The sequence below is a fragment of the Arcobacter peruensis genome (assembly GCF_003711085.1).
Taxonomy (GTDB): Bacteria; Campylobacterota; Campylobacteria; order Campylobacterales; family Arcobacteraceae; genus Poseidonibacter; species Poseidonibacter parvus.
On sequence record NZ_CP032363.1, the window covers coordinates 1,255,056 to 1,272,365 of the forward strand.

Sequence of the window (17,310 nt, forward strand, 5' to 3'; positions counted from 1 at the left end):
TTATTTAATAATATCTTTTATTGCTTCTATAAATTCATCACTATCATTAACGCACTTACAAACTTTATAATCACCAACACCTATTTCTTCTGCTATTTCTCTATACTCTAAATCAAGTTCAAAATCTGTTTCTGAATTATCAACAATAAAAGCTAGAGGATAAATAATCACATTCTTATCTTTGAAATCAACTAAAGCATCATCCAAACTTGGTTCTAGCCATTTTAAAGGACCTACTTTTGATTGATACGCTAAAGATACAGAATTAAACTCATAACCTTTTTCTTTTAACATATTACTTAGAATCTCGACATGTTCATTCATTTGTTTTTCATAAGGATCACCTGCATCAACTATTTTTTGAGGTAAACCATGAGCTGAAAAAATTAAGTTATACTCTTTTGGAGTATCAGTTTGACTCATAATTTCATTTACTATACAATTATTAAACTTTTCATTTTTATAAAAAGTTTTAATTATTTTTGTAGTAAATTTATCATCTGAATATAATTCAAAATCTTCAAGTGATGATTTTGTTGTTGTAGTTGAAAATTGAGGATATAAAGGTAGTATTGTAATATCATCAATACCATCTTCTTCCATTTGTTTTATTACATCACTTGCAAAAGGAGCAGTATATCTCATAACTTGATAAGTTTTGTATCCTTCAAGATTAGCATTTAATTTATCTACTAATTTTTCAGTTAACTTATGTAAAGGAGTTTCACTTCCTATTTCTTCATAATTCTTCCATGCAGAATTTAATCTACTTTTTACAATCATTGAAGCAACTAAACCTCTAAAAAAACCACATTTAATAGTTAATATATTTCTATCATTAAACATATTTGTTAAAAAAGTTTTTAATTCATCTTTACTTCTAGCTCCACCCATATTAAGTAAAACTAATGCTTTATTTGTTTTCATTTTCATCTAACCTTATTATTTTATCGCTACACCATTCTGCCATTTGTTCATCATGTGTAATCAGTAATATTGCACACGAATCTAAATATTTTATAAGAAGTTTCATCACATCATATGCAATGATATTATCAAGAGCAGATGTTGGCTCATCTACTAATAATAGTTTTGGTTTCATTAAAAGAGCTCTTAAAATTGAACATCTTTGTAATTGCCCACCACTTAACTCATGTGGCTTTTTTAAAAGTAACTCATAATCTAAATTTAACTCTTTTAAAAAGCTTTTTAATTCATCATTAAAATCTCTTTGTACAACATCTTTTATTTGTTCTATAATTGGATAACTTGGGTGAAAAGAGTTATATGGATCTTGAAATATCAAACTTAGATTTTCTTTTTCAATAGTTCCACTTTTTGCTTTTAAAGTTCCAATTATAAGTTCAAAAAGAGTTGTTTTTCCACTTCCACTTTTTCCAAAAATAGTAACAAGTTCACCTTGTTTTAAAGACAAAGAAAAGTCTTTATATATTGGATTATTTTCTTTGTATGAGAAGTTTAGATTTTTTATATTTAAAATGAATTCTTTGTTCAATAAAATACCTTTATATTAAAAATATACTATATAAAAAAATGCCTTTACATTTGCAAAAATATTTTTCTTACACAATTAGTCTACAATTATAGGTAACACTTATATTAATACTTAACTTATAATTTTAATTATTAAGCTAGGGAAAATAAAAAAAAAGTTAGAATGTAGCTTTAAAATTCAAGGAGAAAAAATGAAAAAAATCGTATTAGGTTCAATTTTAGCAGCAGCAGTTGCATTCGCAGCAGCTCCAGCGTCTTATAGTTCTTGTGTTGCATGTCATGGTGCAAAAGGTGAAAAAGCATTCGCAGCAACTCCAACAAAAATTCCAGCAAACTTAACTAAAGCAGAAGTATCAACAGCTTTAAAAGGTTATAAAGATGGTTCTTATGGTGGAAAAATGAAAGGTGTTATGAAAGGTAATGTTATGAGACTTACTGATGCTGACATCGCTGAATTAGCAGAATATATCGGTAAGTAATTACCAATAGAATAAGGAGATTTATCTCTTTATTCTGCTTCTTTAGCTTTTTCTTTATTTAACATATTCTCTTTAGCTTCTTTAATCTTTTTTTCTTTTTCAATTGCATCATTTAAATCTTCTGTACTATCAAACAACATTCCATCTATTAATTTATTTGAATCATCAAATTGTCCAGTTTTTGCCGCCCAAACAAAGATGAGTAATAAAGCTGCAGAAATAATTATTCCTACTATTAGCATAAAAAAAAGTGTGTCATTTATCATATATATTCCTATTTTATTTTAATTCTAAGTGAATTTAGTACAACAATTAATGAGCTTAAACTCATAGATAAAGCTGCAACTAAAGGTATTACGTATCCAAACATTGCAAAAGGTATTGTAACTAAATTATATAATAAAGAAATACCAAGATTTTGTTTTATAAATTTATATGTTCTACTTGATATTTCAAAAGCATCTTTTAGTGAAGTTAAAGATGAATTTAATAAAACAATATCAGAAACTTCCATAGATATATCAGCAGATGTTCCCATTGCAATTGCAACATTTGCATTTGATAAAGCAATACTGTCGTTTACTCCATCACCCACCATTATTACTATTTTATCTTCTTCTTTTAATTTTTTAATAAAATTAGCTTTTGAAACTGGTGTTTGAAAAGCATGATAATCTTTAATGCCTAATTGTTTAGCTACACTTGATGCAACTTTTTCATTATCACCTGTTAGCATTATTACATCAATATTATTTGAACTTAAATAAGAGATTAAATCACTTGCATAATCTTTAACTTCATCAATTAGTTCAAAACTTGCTATCACATGATTATTTATTGCAAAAATATAAACACTATTTTCAAGATCTAAATCAAAGTTTATATTTTCATCTTTTACTAATTGCAAGTTTCCACCAAGAAGTTTTAATTTATTTCCATTTTCATCTTCATATATAGCTCTCATTCCTCTTGCATCAATATTTTTAATATCATTTAATTTTTTACTATTTAAATTATATTTATCTTCTAAATATTTTTTTAAAGATTTACTAATTGGATGAGTTGAAGAATCAAGTAAGGAATAAAGTAAATCTAAATTTTGTTTACTATCATCAAATATTGTTGCTTTAGAAACTGAAAGTTCTCCTTTTGTTAGAGTTCCGGTTTTATCAAATACTACTGTGTTTGCTTTTGCTAAAGATTCAATGAACTTAGCTTCTTTAAATAACAAACCTTTTTTTGCTAACTCAGAGATTCCTATTAAACTTGCAATTGGAGTAGCAAGAGCAAGTGCACAAGGACAAGCTATTACAATTACAGAAATTGCAACAATAAATGATTTTTCAAAATGATTAGTTCCTTCATAATCAAAACCTAAATCCAGCCCAAAAAAATACCAAACCAAAAAAGTCAAAATTGATAAAGATAGAATACTTACTGTAAAGCCACGAGATACTTCATTTGCCTTATCTTGTATTTGTGGTTTTGAATTTAATGAGTCTTCAAGTAGTGTTACAATTGAAGAAAAAGTAGAGTTTTTAAAATCTTTTGTAACTTCAAAATGAATAAGATTATTTGTATTAATTGTTCCACTATAAACACTATCACCTATTTTTTTATAAATAGGAATTGATTCACCTGTTAAACTAGCCTCATCAAAAGAGCCCTCACCTTTAACAATTACTCCATCAACAGGAACTTTTTCTCCTGTTTTAATTTCAACAATATCACCAATATTAATACTATTTAATGCTACAAGTTTTTTAGTATTACCTTCTATAACTGTAGCTTCTAAAGGCAGAGATGATTTGATTTTATCAAGAGTATCAACTGCAGATTTTTTTCCAATTACTTCAAGATATTTACCAACTAAAACAAAAGTAATAATCATAGCAACTGAATCAAAATAACTCTCGCCCTTTGCTCCAAATAATATAAATAAAGAATAAATATAAGTTAAAGTTGCCCCTGAACTTACTAAAAAATCCATATTTAATATTTTATTTTTTAATCCAAAATAAGCACCTTTAAAAAATACCCAACCAGAATAAAAAAGCACTGGGGTAGATAATAAAAACTCACCAATATGAATCATATGCATTACTTCAGGTGTAATTCCTGTAAAAAATCCAGTATATTTTGCAACACTAAGCATCATTATATTCATACTTGCAATTACAGCAACCATCATTTTAATAAAATATTCTCGTTTAGCTTTTACAGCATTTTCATCTGCTATTGAAGAATCATAAGCGTAAGCGTTGTATCCAATAGATCTAATTCTTAAAATTATATCTGATAACTTTAATTCATCGCCATCCCAAGTAATTTTTGCTTTATTAGTTGTAAAATTTATATTTGCATCAAGTAAGCCTTTTGTATCATGAAGTATTTTTTCATTTAGCCAAACACAAGCAGCACAATGAATACCTTCAATAATTAAATCAACTTCATTAAACCCATCTTTTGTTATTTGTACATAAGTATTCATAAAACTAGGAGTATCAAATTTTGAAAGATCATCATTTTTTAAATTTAAAGGAGGAGTGATTGTCTTATTCCCTAATTTATCATAGAAAGAATCTAAGCCATCACTTTTGAGTAAATGATAAACTCCTTGACAGCCTTTACAACAGAAATTTAAATCATTTTCTTTTATCATTATTTCATCATCAAAACTTAAGTGACAATGATTACACTTTACTTGGGACACGTATAAATTCCTAATGTAGATTTTATTATTTAATCAATTTTTACTTACTTATTATGTTTATTTATGATATTATACCTTAATAACATTGGAGTGATTCTTAATGATAAACAATATATCTATACTAAAAAATATTACTATATTATATGCAGAAGATGAAAAAGATTTAAGAGAAGTAACTCATCAAATCTTAAAAGGCTTTACTAAAAAACAATATGTAGCGAAAAACGGTCAAGAAGGTTTAGAGCTATTTAAAGAACATGAAAATGAAATTGATTTAATTATTACAGATGTAAATATGCCACTTCTAAATGGTTTAGAAATGGTTAAAGAAATTAAAAAAATAAATTTAAATATTCCAATTATTGTTGCCACTGCTTTTTCAAATAAAGAATACTTACTTGAAGCTATTGATATAGGTATTGATAAATATGTTTTAAAACCTATTGATATATCAAAACTTTTACAAGTAATGTCTCAGTCTTTGCTATATCATGAACTAAAAGATTTATATATAGATAACCTAACACATTTACCAAATAGAAATAAACTAAAAAAAGATCTTGAAAATAAAAACATTCAATTAATGGCATTATTAGATATTGATGAGTTTTCTACAATTAACGATCTTTTTGGTGAAAAAAATGGTGATATCATTTTATATGAACTTGCAAATACACTTAAGAACTTTTTTAAAGATAGTAAATTTTCTATTTATAGAATGGATGCGGATAAATTTGCTATTTTATCTTTAGATGAAGAATTAGATACAAGTGCTTTTTATAATTTATGTGTAGCATTTGCGGATAAAATTGAAAAAGATTCTTTATTTATAAATGATGATGAAATTGATATCAATATTACAATAGGTATTGCAAAAGGTGATGGTGAAAGAGCATATAAATACTCACAAAGAGTTATAAATTATGCAAGAGCTAAGCTTCAAAGAATTATGATTTATAATGAATCTTTTAATATACAACAATCCTTTGAAGAAAATATAAAATGGGTTAAACAAGTTAAAGTAGGATTTAGAGATAATCTATTTAAAGCATACTTTCAATGTATTGTTGATACAAGGACAGAAGAAGTATATAAATATGAAGCATTAATTAGATATATAACTAAAGAAGGTAAAGAAATTGCACCAATAAACTTTTTAGATGTTGCAAAAAGAACAAAACTTTATCCTAATATTATTAAGATAATTATCAATGATTCTTTTGAATTAATTAAAAACAAAAAGAAAAGAGTTTCTGTAAATATCTCTTTTGATGATATAGCTAATGATGAAACAACAGCATTTATTTATGAAATTTTAGAAAAAAACAAAGAATATACTGATTTATTAGAGTTTGAAATTTTAGAGTCAGAAGAAATCTCTGATTTTAATCAAGTAACAAAATTTATTTCAAATGTAAGAAAGTTTAATTGTACTGTTGGAGTTGATGATTTTGGAGCTGGATACTCTAACTTTAACTTATTAACTCTACTTGATATTGATTTTGTAAAGATTGATGGCTCATTAATTGAAAATATTACTACTTCAAAAGATTTAGAAATTATTGTAAGTACTATTGCTAACTTCTCAAAAGAGTTTAAAGTAAAAACAGTTGCTGAATATGTATCAAGTGAAGAAATTTACAAGAAGATTAAAGAGTTAGGTATAGATTACTGTCAAGGTTATTACTTTGAGAAACCAGTTGGATACGAAAGTATCAAATAGCTTTTATAGCCAAGATGATACTATTGATTCTTTTGAAAAAAGCTTAGTTTTAATTCTAGCAATATTTGCAATTGAAACTAGCTGTTTTGAAGCTTCTTCTAAATTATCATTTATAATTAAGTAATCATAATCTCTAAAATATTCTACTTCAGCTTTAGCATTTTTAACTCTATTTTCAATTACTTCTTTATCATCAGTGTTTCTACTGTTTAATCTATCTTCTAAAACTTTTAAAGAAGGTGTTGTAATAAATACAGATGTTACAATACTATCAAGTTTATTTCTAACTAATTCATGACCTTGAACATCAATATCAAAGATAACTAACTTCTTTTCATCTAAAGCTTTATTAATAGGTTTTAAAGATGTTCCATAATAGTTTCCATGAACAAGTGCATATTCTAAAAAATTATCATCTTTTATATCTTCTTCAAACTCTTTTTTAGTAACAAAAAAGTAATCAACTCCATCAACCTCACCTACTCTAGGAGCTCTTGTAGTTGTTGAAATAGAAAAATAATAATCATTTATATCTTTATATACTTCTTTTAATAAAGTAGACTTACCACAGCCGCTAGGTCCCGATAAAATTAATATTGCACCTTTTTTTTCATTAATCAATTCTCATCCTTTAACATAAGCCTAATATCAATACTCTCACCTTGTGAAAGCTTATCAATAGTTTCTTGGTTTAGTTTTTCAAGTAAGGGTTTTAATTCATTAATATTATAATCTGTAAGTATTAATTTTAAAAGATTAGCAGAAGAAACTGACTCATCTTTTAAATCAAACTCATACTCTTTTACTTCATCAAGAGCATCATCTATAATATCTGAAATATCTTTCCAATCTTTTTTGTTCATAACAACTTCATTATGAATAACTTCTTCTTTTAAAATATCGTTAATTTTTGATAATTCATTATTATCTAGAATACCACCATTATTTAATGAAGCTAAATTTACAATACTTTCATCATTTTCATCTTCAATATCCAAATAAACATCTTCAGCTAAAGATTCAACATAATCAGTAATAATAGGAACTGTTACTTCTTCATCTTCTTCATATTCATCTAAATCTTGAACATAAGTGCTATTATTGTTTGATGTAGTTGTAACTTCTTCTTTTGAAATAAACTCTATTTGTTCTTTTAATATTTCTTGTAATTTTGTAGGTAAAAAAGGTCTAGGAATTATAAAATCTCTTGATTTATCAAAAGGTAATTCTTCACTTGATATTGCACCAAGCCTTTTTGAAAACTGCTTAATTATATTAAATTTATCATCAATAAAATTTTGATCTATTACGATTAAATCAAATTTTTCATTAACATCATTTGATTTTTGTATTGTTAACTCAATGTTTAACTTTTTACATACAAGTGAAAAAATTTGCTCTATTATTAGCGTTTCACATATCAATAATAAATTCATTTCAACTCCTGTAATACTAAATCTTCTAGTTTATAAACCTTGTCACATTGATAAGCTAAATCACTTTCATGTGTTACAAGTATTAAACCAGCATCATTGTTTTTAATATAATTAAATAGTGTACCCATTACAATATTAGCAGTATCTTTATCCAAGTTACCAGTTGGTTCATCTGCAAATATAATTTTTGGTTTTTTTGTCATTATTCTAGCAATTGAAAGTCTTTGTTGTTGTCCACCACTTAACTCTCCAACACCTTGAGATAATACATGATTAATTTTTAAGTCACTTAATAATTGCATATCTAATTCTTCACCGCTTAAAAGTGTAGATATATCTAAGTTTTCACTAGCAGAAAATCCTCTAAAAAGATAATGTGCTTGAAAAATTATACCAAAATCGTTCCTTCTAATATTTAAAAGTTCTTTTTGTTTTAAAGAATATATTTCTTCATCATTGAATAATACTTCACCTTCTACAGGTTTTAATAGTGATGAAAGAATATTTAAAAGTGTTGATTTACCACTTCCACTCATTCCTATTATTGCAATTGATTGTTTTTTTTGTAAAGATAATGTTATGTTATTAAAAAGTTCATAATCGAACTTGTGAGATATATTGTTTGCTTGTAGTAAAAGGTTACCAGCCATGAGTGACTCATTTTGTTTTAATTCACTCATGTCATGATATCCTTATTTATCAATTTTATTGATATTTACTATTTTCCCATTTGTGCAGCAACTTCTGCAGCAAAATCTTCTTCTTTTTTCTCAATACCATCACCTAATTCATATCTTACATATGAAGTTAATTCAATTGATGCATCAACAGCTTTAATAGCTTCTTCAACAGTCATTGAATCATCCATAACGTATTTTTGAGATAATAATGCGTGAGCAGTATCTAATTGAGAGTTATCTTCAATCCATCTAGCAATTTTACCTTTAACGATGTTTCCAATAATTTTCTCTGGTTTACCTTGAGCTAATAATTCTTCTTTCATAGCAGCTTCTGCAGTTGCAATTGCTTCATCAGTTAATTGAACTCTTGAAACATATTCAGGAATATTTTTCTCTGGTTTACCAAGTCTATGTAACTCAATATTTAATTTTTCAATATCTGCAATAATTGCTTTATTTTCAGAAGCAATAAACTCAGCATCTAAATCTTTATAAGAAATTACAGTTGGTTTCATTGAAGCTGCATGCATTGCAACTTTTTTTAATAAATCAACAGTTTTTTCTTTAGCAGCGTCATCACAAGTTGCAGCTAAAATAACACCAACTTTACCTAAGTGAACGTAACCATTAACAACAGTACCTTCAACATTAGTAACTTTTCTTGCAACAAGATTTTCACCAATTACAGCGATTTTCTCATTTAAGAAAGTTGGGAAATCTTGACCTTCGATTGTTGAAGCAGCTAAAGCTTCAGCATCGTTGATATCATTTGCTTGTGCATGTGCAGTAATTCCATTAGTTAAGTTAAGGAATTGCTCATTTTTAGCAACGAAATCTGTTTGAGAATTAACTTCAGTCATTGTTGCTTTTGTATTAGTATCATTTACTAAAATAGTAATGATACCTTCAGCTGCAACATTTGAAGATTTTTTAGCAGCTTTAGATAAACCTGCTTCTCTTAAATATTTGATTGCGTCGTCAATATTACCTTCACATTCGTTAAGAGCTGTTTTACAATCAAGCATTCCTGCACCAGATTTTTCTCTTAATTCTTTAATTAATTTTGGAGTAGCACCTGCCATAATTATGCTTCCTCAGTCTTTGCTTCAGTTTCACCTTCTGCAACTGCTTCAGCAACAACTTCTGCAGCTTCTTCAGTAGAAACAGGAGCTTCTTCTTCAACTTCTTCTTCTCTAGATGCTTTACCTTCATTCATTGCTGCAGCCATTTCGTTACAGAATAATTGAATTGATCTAATTGCATCATCATTACCTGGAATTGGTAAATCAACAACATCTGGATCACAGTTTGTATCTAAAGGAGCAACAACAGTAATTCCTAATCTTCTTGCTTCTTGAATAGCAATTTTTTCTTTAACTGCATCTAATACAAACATCATGTCTGGAATAGTGTGCATTTCTTTAATTCCACCAAGGTATAATTCTAACTTAGTTTCTTTTCTAGTAAGCATTAATGCTTCTTTTTTAGTAAGTAAGTCTAATTGACCTTCTTCTCTCATCTTTTTGATGATTTCTAATTTTCTAATTGATTTTTTAATTGTTCCGTAGTTAGTTAACATTCCACCTAACCATCTGTGGTTAACGTATGGCATGTTACAATTTTCTGCAGCTCTTTTAACAGCTTCAGAAGCTTGTTTTTTAGTACCAACAAAGATCATTGTTTGACCTTCAGCAGCTCTATCTCTTACTACATTATAAGTGTATCTAAAGTATCTAAGTGTTTTTTGTAAGTCAATAATATAAATATTTTTTCTTACACCGAAAATGAATTTTTTCATTTTTGGATTCCATCTTCTTGTTTGGTGTCCGAAGTGTACACCACATTCTAATAAGTCTTTCATTGTAACCATGACAATTTCCTTGTATATTTTTAATTTGGGTTTAGCCTCTGTATCCCTTAATGCCTAGATAAACTAGTCACAACCCATACCAGGATTGATACATGTGAGGTTTCTAATACGAAATTAGAACCGTGATTTTATCCAAAGAAATTTTAAAGTTAGTTTAAGCAAGTAATTTACCGAAGTTTTACGTATATATGTACATTTGAAGAATCATCATTAAACTCGCGCTCATCAACTAATATATAGTTTAAATCAAATATTAATTTTCCAAGTTTTTCATATCCATAATTTCGTGAATCAAAAGATGGATTATTTTTATTTATATAATTACCTACATTTGATAACCTTGCCCATCCATCATCTTTTGAAACTGCATTAATTGCTGAAACAATAATAGGTCTTAAACTTGAAGTATTTGATTCTGATTTTTGAGTTGGTACATCATTTTCTCTCAAGATTTCTGTAAATACAAATTTATCACATGCAGCAATAAAAGCTTCAGGAGTTTTTTTCTCTCCAAAACCATATACAACTAATCCAGCTTCTCTTATTCTTGTTGCAAGTCTTGTAAAATCACTATCAGAAGAAATTAAACAAAAACCATCTAAATCACTTTCATGTAAAATATCCATCGCGTCAATAATTAAAGATGCATCTGTTGCATTTTTTCCAGTTGTATAAGAAAACTGCTGAATAGGTTGAATAGCATGTTTATGCAAATAATCTTTCCATTTTTTTAAGTTTGGTGTTGTCCAATCTCCATATGCTCTTTTAATACTTGCTGTTCCAAATTTTGAAACTTCTGCTAGTAATTCTGCAATTACTGAAGCTTGAGCATTATCTGCATCAATTAATACAGCTAATTTATCACTTTTCTTTTCAGACACTATAAATCCTTTTTAGGTTTTAATAATTTTACAATATAAAGCTTTAGGTTAAGTGATTTAAATTTTATTTATATGTAATTAGCTAAAATAGAAAATTATAAAAAATCAAGGAAGAAATTTGAGTCTTCATGACAAACTATCAAACTTAAAAAAAGAGATTCACAAAGGTGTAATAGGCCAAGAAGAAATGATAAATTCTATTCTTATAGGATTACTTACTTCTGGACATATATTATTAGAAGGTGTACCAGGACTTGCTAAAACAACAGCAGTAAAAGCAGTAGCTGATTCTATTGATTTAGATTTTAAGAGAGTTCAGTTTACGCCTGATTTATTGCCAAGTGATATTATTGGTGCTCAAATTTATGATATGAAAACAGCAGAGTTTAAAATAAAAAGAGGCCCTATTTTTACCAACCTTTTACTTGCAGATGAGATTAATAGAGCACCTGCAAAGGTTCAATCAGCACTACTTGAAGTTATGCAAGAAAGACAAGTTACAATTGCTGATGATACTTTTAAAGTTGATACTCCTTTTTTAGTTCTTGCTACTCAAAACCCAATTGAACAAGAAGGTGCTTATACACTACCAGAAGCCCAACTTGATAGATTTATGTTTAAAATTGTTGTAGATTATAATAACAAAGAAGAAGAGTATGAAATAGCAAAAAAAGTTACTATGAACTCTTTTGAAGAAATTTCAAAAATAATTGATAAACAAACCTTACAAACATTAAAAGATGAAGTTTTAAATATTCATATAGATAAAGAACTAGAAGAATATATAGTTGATATCATTGATGCATCTAGAAATCCAAAAGAGTATGACTTAGAAGAATTAAGCGATTTAATACATTTTGGAGCAAGCCCAAGAGCTACAATTGATATGTTTAAAGCTGTAAAAGCAAATGCTTTTATTCGTGGAAATGATTTTGTATCCCCTTTAGATATTACAACGGTTATAAAAAATGTTTTAAGACATAGAATAATTTTAACTTATGAAGCACAAGCAAAAGAAATAACAGTTGATTCAATTATTCAAAAAATTATTGAAAAAGTTAGTATTCCATAAGCTATGAATCAAGCTTTAAAAAAAATACTCATAAAAACTAAAAAACAAGTTTTTTCAGAAATCATAGGAAACAATATCTCTTTTTTAAAAGGAGAAGGATATGATTTTTGTGAACTAAAAGAGTATGAGTATGGAGAAGATGTAAAAAATATTGATTGGGTTATTTCTGCAAAAATGCAAAAACCTTATGTAAAAGTTTTTCATGCACAAAAAGAATTAAATATAAAAATTGTATCTTTTTTAAATGGTTCTACTTATTTTGGAACAAAAAAATTTAAGCAAGAAGTAATAACTCAAATTGCTTCAATGTTAGGATTTATTTGTGTAAAACAAGGTGACCCTTTTGCTTCATATATTGCAAATGAAACCTGTGAACTTTGTACTAAAAAATCTAAAAAAATATTTAATGTAAATTTTATGGCAGAACAGCTTTTTAACTATGATGTAATTGGAAAAAACATTGATTATGAATTTATTACAAATGATTTATTTAAGAAGATCCATCATAAATCAATAATTTTTTTAATTGGAGATTTTTTTGATATTGAAAAATTGGATTTAAAACTATTATCAAAAAAACATGAAATATTTGCAATTATTGTAAGAGATAAATTTGAAGAGAACCCAAGTGAACTTGGAAATGTAAACTTCAATGACCCAAGTACAAATCAAAACTTTGAAGGTGTTTTAAATTCAAATACAATTAAAAACTATGTAAACAAAGTAAAAGAAAATGACCATAAACTTTTTTCTCATTTACAAGATAATGCAATAAGATTTGTAAAAATTTATACACATGAAGATGCAACAAAAAAACTAATAGGACTATTAAAGTAATGAATGAAGATATTACTTCAAAAATACATGATATAAAAGATATTGTAGAAATTCCTGATAACTCTATATTTATTTATTATGGATTAATATTTTTAGGCTTTTTACTTTCTTTGATAATAGTTTTAGCCATTATAAAATATTTTAAAAATAAAAAAGTAAATCAAAGAAAGATTTATTTTGATATTTTACAAAATATAGAGTTTAAAAACTCAAAAGAAGATGCTTACACTATTACAAAATATTTACGACTTTTAATCAAGAATGATAGAGAAAAGATATTAGCAAATGAGTTAATAAATGAGTTAGAAGAGTATAAATACAAAAAAGAAGTACCTCAAATAAGTAATAGCATTAAAAATAAACTAAATACAATTTTAGGGATAATTGATGTTTAATAATCTTTCTTTTGAATTTCCGTATCTTTTATTATTGATTTTAGTATTTATTTTTTGCTCTATTTATTGTAAAGCAAAAACTCCATCATATTTAATTCCTCATTTAAATATATTTCAAAAATCAAATGAAAAATCTTCTTTAATCATGAATTTATTAAAGTTTTCTATTATCACACTTTCTATAATAGCACTAGCTTCTCCTGTAAAAAATCAAGACACCCAACTAATAAAAAATGATGGAATAAATATATTATTAGACTTAGATGCAAGTGGTTCGATGAATTATAATGATTTAGATAAAGAAGATACTAGTAAAAATAGATTTGATGTAGTAAAAGATATTGTAAAAGATTTTATAAAAAAAAGGCCCTCTGATAATATTGGTTTATTAATTTTTGGAGATTCTGTAATGATGGCAAGTCCATTAAGTTTTGATAAAAATGCACAAAGAGAAATCATAGATTATTTAGAAGTAGGAATGGCAGGAAAACAAACAGCATTAATTGATTCAATTGCGAGAAGTGTAAATATATTAAAAGATAAAAAAGCAAAATCAAATGTAATAATAGTATTAAGTGATGGAGAAGATACTGCAAGCAAAATTCCATTAAAAGTAGTTATAAAACTTCTTAAAAAATATAATATCAAAGCTTATACAATAGGAATTGGAAACTCTAATAAATATGTATTAAATCAAATATCAACAAACTCAAATGCAAAATCTTATACAGCATATTCAAAAGAAGATTTAATTGATATTTATGATGATATTAATAAACTTGAAAAATCTAAAATTGACCAAAATAAAATTATTTTAAAAGACTACTTATTCTTTTATCCACTATTTTTTGCTGTTTTATTTTTAATCTTATATATTTATTTAAAAAATAAAGAGTAATAACCTATTATTCTAAGCAAATTCGATGTAAGACTTTATAAGGACCTTGAACATCTTTTGTTTCATATTGAGCAAAAACAATTTCATTAACATCAAATTCAATATCATTAAAACTAGCCAATGATATATCCTTGAATACATCAGATATTTCATAAATTTTATTATATAAGCCTAAAGTTACATGAGGAGTATAAGTACTTGCACTATTCTCCTTTGATATTGAATTTAAAGAATTTCTTATCTCATCTAATATTTTTGAATCATCTTTTATTTGTAAATAAGGACAAGTAGCAAAACTGTCAAAATTTGATAATTTTAAAGGAAAAGAGTTTATTTTACTTTCTTTTATTTTTTGAATTTGTTTCAAAAGTAAGTCTTGATTAAAATGTTCATCATGAAGTAAACCTGCTGCACTTAGTGTAATATGAGCTTGTCTTAAATAATTTGCATGTAATTTATTACTTAAGTGATTTTGAAATTGTAGAATTTTTTCTGCACATCTTGAATTTGAAACTTCAATAGCCCAAAATCCAAAATGCTTAATTCCTTTGTGCCATGAAGTAAAATCGCGAAGTTCACTAGGAATTGTATATTTAAAATCTAGTGATTTAATTGTTTTAAAATCTCTTCTTTATCAGAAAAAGGAAGTTTCTTATCATAAATAATTTGACTCATTTCATCGCCTTTTCCTAAAACTAGAACAACTGAGTTTTCATCAGCCATTTCAATAGCTTTTTTAATAGCTGCTTTTCTATTAACATCAATATTTACACTTTGATGATTTTTAATGCCCTTTAAAATATCTTCAATAATTAAATCAGGGTCTTCAAATCTTGGGTTATCGCTAGTTACAATAATATGTTTTGCATAATTTGCTGCAATTTGCCCCATTAAAGGACGCTTATCTTGATCTCTATCTCCACCTGCACCAAATACACAAATAATATCTTTATGAGCAAAACTTTGTAAAACTTCTTTCATCCCATCAGGAGTATGAGCAAAATCAACAATTACTAAAGGATTATCACTAATAACTTCCATTCGTCCACTTACCCCTGCAAAGTTTTCAACAGCTTCACAAATCTCGTCTAAAGGCTTTTGAGTTGTAATATGAACAGCACTTAAAGCAGCCATTAAATTATAAACGTTAAATATTCCCATCATTGATGATGAAAAAGAGTGCATTTCATTAAAATATGAAAACATCACATGCATACCATTTTTAAAAGAATATGCTCCGACTTTATAAGTTGATGGGTCATCAAGTGAATATGCAAAACCATTTTTTACATTATATTTTACAATTTTGTCATCTTTATTAATAAGTTTTTTACACTCATCAGAAAAAAATGAATTTTTAATATTGATATACTCTTCAATAGTTTTGTGATAATCTAAATGATCTCTTGTAATATTAGTATGAATTTTAAGCTCAAAACTCAAACCTTCAATTCTTTTTTGAACTATTGCATGAGAACTTACTTCCATAATAAAAAAGTCACATTTATTCTGCATAGCTTTTTGTATATGTGCAAAATTTCCAAGTTGCATTGGAGTAGTTAGTGAGTAATCTTCAACTCTTTCATCATTGATAAAAAAACCACGAGTACCTTGAAGCGCAACTTTGTATCCTAAATCTAAAAGAATAGAATAAATAGCAGCTGCTGTTGTAGTCTTACCATTAGTTCCAGTAATTCCAATTATTTTGATACTTGACATATCAAGATAGTTTTTTAAATCACTTGAAGCAATAATTTCCTTACAACCATTATCTATAGCACTTTGTTTAAATCTTTCATTAAAAGATGAAAGTACAAAAGCAACATTTTCATTCGCTTCATTTGAATTATCTGTAAATATTTTATTATTGATTGTTAGCTGCAAAGTTCTTCTCTTCTAATCTTTTATATAGTTTTTCAATTTCATCATCATAAGCAAAATACTCATTAAACCCATCTAAGTAAGTATAAGCCGTACTATTAAAATCATTATCAATTAATTTAGTAACAAAATCAAAAAAATCATCTTTATTTTCAATTGCTACTTTTGTAGAAAACATTATATCTTCAAAAGCAATTCGAAAAGAACCTCTTGCGCTTATTAGTTTCTTAAAATCTTCATATTTTATAGCATCTAAAGCATCAACAGTAGAAAGACTTAAATCTTTAAGCATTTCCATCATTTTGTCAATATCACCATCATAAGCATCCACAATGTCTTCAACATAAGTTATAGCTTCTTCCAAACTATCTTCTTTTACTACAGAAAAATAGTCATATAAAGACAAGGCTTTTTCTTCATCTTCACTTGCAATATCACAAAATAATGCATAAATTGGGTATTCTTTATTGTCTTTAAAAGTTGATGATAATTGAGCATAAATAAATAATGCTTTTTCAAAATTTCTTTGTAAGAAAAAGCTATTAGCTTCATTTAATAATCTACTTTCATTTATCATTAAAGCTCCTCTAATTTATCTTCCATTCCTTGAGGTACATTTACAATATCTAAGTCTGGATGAATTGCAGTTTTTAATTCTTTTTCTACAATATACTTTAAAGTACTACTACTTGCACTACAACCAACACAAGAACCTTGTAATTGGATAAATACTCTTGCATCTTTAATTGTTAGTAATTCAATAGCACCACCATCTCGTGCTAACATTGGAGCAATTTTTGTTTTTATAATTGAACTTACTGGAGCTTGTAAGTCTTCATCTGAAAATGGCATCATTTTATTTTTCCTCTTTTGCTTTTTTTTTCACTAAAAATATTCCAAGTGCAGTAAGAGCTAAAATAGCTCCTATTG

Annotated in this window: 20 protein-coding genes; 6 read left to right on the forward strand and 14 right to left on the reverse strand. The window is 26.7% G+C overall.

Going from position 1 to position 17,310, the window contains the following annotated elements:
- Complete coding sequence (gene hemH, locus D3Z07_RS06420; protein WP_083657090.1) at positions 1-927, reverse strand: ferrochelatase; 927 nt, start codon at positions 925-927, stop codon at positions 1-3.
- Positions 914-1,516 (reverse strand): ATP-binding cassette domain-containing protein, encoded by a 603-nt coding sequence (locus D3Z07_RS06425; protein ID WP_122893371.1) that lies wholly within the window; start codon positions 1,514-1,516, stop codon positions 914-916. Before D3Z07_RS06425 ends, hemH begins: the two co-directional genes overlap by 14 nt.
- Positions 1,517-1,706: 190 nt before the next feature.
- On the opposite strand from D3Z07_RS06425, the gene D3Z07_RS06430 reads away from it, so the two are divergent.
- The gene (locus tag D3Z07_RS06430; RefSeq protein WP_122893372.1) at positions 1,707-1,994 is read left to right on the forward strand and encodes a c-type cytochrome; all 288 of its coding nucleotides are present in this window, start codon (positions 1,707-1,709) and stop codon (positions 1,992-1,994) included.
- Positions 1,995-2,023: 29 nt separating this feature from the next.
- Here the strand turns inward: D3Z07_RS06430 and ccoS are convergent, their stop codons facing one another.
- Both ccoS and D3Z07_RS06440 read right to left on the reverse strand, forming a co-directional pair.
- Positions 2,024-2,260 carry a cbb3-type cytochrome oxidase assembly protein CcoS gene (gene ccoS, locus D3Z07_RS06435; RefSeq protein ID WP_122893373.1) on the reverse strand — a complete coding sequence of 79 codons (237 nt, stop codon included), beginning with the start codon at positions 2,258-2,260 and terminating at the stop codon, positions 2,024-2,026.
- Positions 2,261-2,268: 8 nt separating this feature from the next.
- Positions 2,269-4,707: a heavy metal translocating P-type ATPase gene (locus D3Z07_RS06440; RefSeq protein WP_122893374.1), complete on the reverse strand. Its 2,439-nt coding sequence runs from the start codon at positions 4,705-4,707 to the stop codon at positions 2,269-2,271.
- Positions 4,708-4,807: 100 nt separating this feature from the next.
- Here D3Z07_RS06440 and D3Z07_RS06445 point away from each other — a divergent pair, with 100 nt between their 5' ends.
- Positions 4,808-6,430, forward strand: coding sequence for an EAL domain-containing response regulator (locus D3Z07_RS06445; RefSeq protein ID WP_122893375.1), 1,623 nt, complete (start codon positions 4,808-4,810; stop codon positions 6,428-6,430).
- A gap of 3 nt (positions 6,431-6,433) precedes the next feature.
- Here D3Z07_RS06445 and gmk read toward each other — a convergent pair whose 3' ends face one another.
- The 6 genes from gmk to D3Z07_RS06475 all read right to left on the reverse strand — a co-directional run bounded on the left by gmk (position 6,434) and on the right by D3Z07_RS06475 (position 11,297).
- On the reverse strand, positions 6,434-7,048 hold the full coding sequence (gene gmk / locus D3Z07_RS06450; protein ID WP_076089196.1) for a guanylate kinase: 615 nt from the start codon (positions 7,046-7,048) through the stop codon (positions 6,434-6,436).
- Positions 7,048-7,866 carry a hypothetical protein gene (locus tag D3Z07_RS06455; protein ID WP_122893376.1) on the reverse strand — a complete coding sequence of 273 codons (819 nt, stop codon included), beginning with the start codon at positions 7,864-7,866 and terminating at the stop codon, positions 7,048-7,050. Before D3Z07_RS06455 ends, gmk begins: the two co-directional genes overlap by 1 nt.
- Complete coding sequence (locus D3Z07_RS06460) at positions 7,863-8,546, reverse strand: ABC transporter ATP-binding protein (protein ID WP_122893377.1); 684 nt, start codon at positions 8,544-8,546, stop codon at positions 7,863-7,865. The genes D3Z07_RS06455 and D3Z07_RS06460 overlap by 4 nt, the downstream gene beginning before the upstream one ends.
- 38 nt (positions 8,547-8,584) lie before the next feature.
- Positions 8,585-9,628: a translation elongation factor Ts gene (tsf, locus tag D3Z07_RS06465; RefSeq protein ID WP_076084422.1), complete on the reverse strand. Its 1,044-nt coding sequence runs from the start codon at positions 9,626-9,628 to the stop codon at positions 8,585-8,587.
- A 2-nt stretch (positions 9,629-9,630) separates the two neighbouring features.
- A complete protein-coding gene (gene rpsB / locus D3Z07_RS06470; protein ID WP_076084419.1) occupies positions 9,631-10,416 on the reverse strand; it encodes a 30S ribosomal protein S2 in 786 nt (261 codons plus the stop codon).
- Between the two features lie 167 nt (positions 10,417-10,583).
- Entirely contained in the window at positions 10,584-11,297 is a 714-nt protein-coding gene (locus D3Z07_RS06475) for an NYN domain-containing protein (protein WP_122893378.1), read from the reverse strand.
- 118 nt (positions 11,298-11,415) lie between these two features.
- Here D3Z07_RS06475 and D3Z07_RS06480 point away from each other — a divergent pair, with 118 nt between their 5' ends.
- The 4 genes from D3Z07_RS06480 to D3Z07_RS06495 are packed head-to-tail and all read left to right on the forward strand — an operon-like array spanning position 11,416 to position 14,499.
- Entirely contained in the window at positions 11,416-12,369 is a 954-nt protein-coding gene (locus D3Z07_RS06480) for an AAA family ATPase (protein ID WP_122893379.1), read from the forward strand.
- Positions 12,370-12,372: 3 nt separating this feature from the next.
- On the forward strand, positions 12,373-13,206 hold the full coding sequence (locus tag D3Z07_RS06485) for a DUF58 domain-containing protein (protein ID WP_083657088.1): 834 nt from the start codon (positions 12,373-12,375) through the stop codon (positions 13,204-13,206).
- Positions 13,206-13,601, forward strand: coding sequence for a hypothetical protein (locus D3Z07_RS06490; protein ID WP_076084410.1), 396 nt, complete (start codon positions 13,206-13,208; stop codon positions 13,599-13,601). Before D3Z07_RS06485 ends, D3Z07_RS06490 begins: the two co-directional genes overlap by 1 nt.
- The gene (locus D3Z07_RS06495; protein ID WP_076084407.1) at positions 13,594-14,499 is read left to right on the forward strand and encodes a VWA domain-containing protein; all 906 of its coding nucleotides are present in this window, start codon (positions 13,594-13,596) and stop codon (positions 14,497-14,499) included. The genes D3Z07_RS06490 and D3Z07_RS06495 overlap by 8 nt, the downstream gene beginning before the upstream one ends.
- 7 nt (positions 14,500-14,506) lie before the next feature.
- On the opposite strand, the gene D3Z07_RS06500 is transcribed toward D3Z07_RS06495, so the two are convergent.
- Genes D3Z07_RS06500 through D3Z07_RS06515 form a run of 4 tightly spaced genes read right to left on the reverse strand, consistent with a single transcriptional unit; the run spans position 14,507 to position 17,235 of the window.
- A complete protein-coding gene (locus D3Z07_RS06500) occupies positions 14,507-15,112 on the reverse strand; it encodes a 2'-5' RNA ligase family protein (RefSeq protein WP_083657085.1) in 606 nt (201 codons plus the stop codon).
- Positions 15,100-16,383 (reverse strand): UDP-N-acetylmuramoyl-L-alanyl-D-glutamate--2,6-diaminopimelate ligase, encoded by a 1,284-nt coding sequence (locus tag D3Z07_RS06505; RefSeq protein WP_076084401.1) that lies wholly within the window; start codon positions 16,381-16,383, stop codon positions 15,100-15,102. The genes D3Z07_RS06500 and D3Z07_RS06505 overlap by 13 nt, the downstream gene beginning before the upstream one ends.
- Positions 16,364-16,957 carry a hypothetical protein gene (locus D3Z07_RS06510; protein WP_076084398.1) on the reverse strand — a complete coding sequence of 198 codons (594 nt, stop codon included), beginning with the start codon at positions 16,955-16,957 and terminating at the stop codon, positions 16,364-16,366. Before D3Z07_RS06510 ends, D3Z07_RS06505 begins: the two co-directional genes overlap by 20 nt.
- Positions 16,957-17,235, reverse strand: coding sequence for a NifU family protein (locus D3Z07_RS06515; RefSeq protein ID WP_076084395.1), 279 nt, complete (start codon positions 17,233-17,235; stop codon positions 16,957-16,959). The genes D3Z07_RS06510 and D3Z07_RS06515 overlap by 1 nt, the downstream gene beginning before the upstream one ends.
- Positions 17,236-17,310 lie beyond the last annotated feature (75 nt).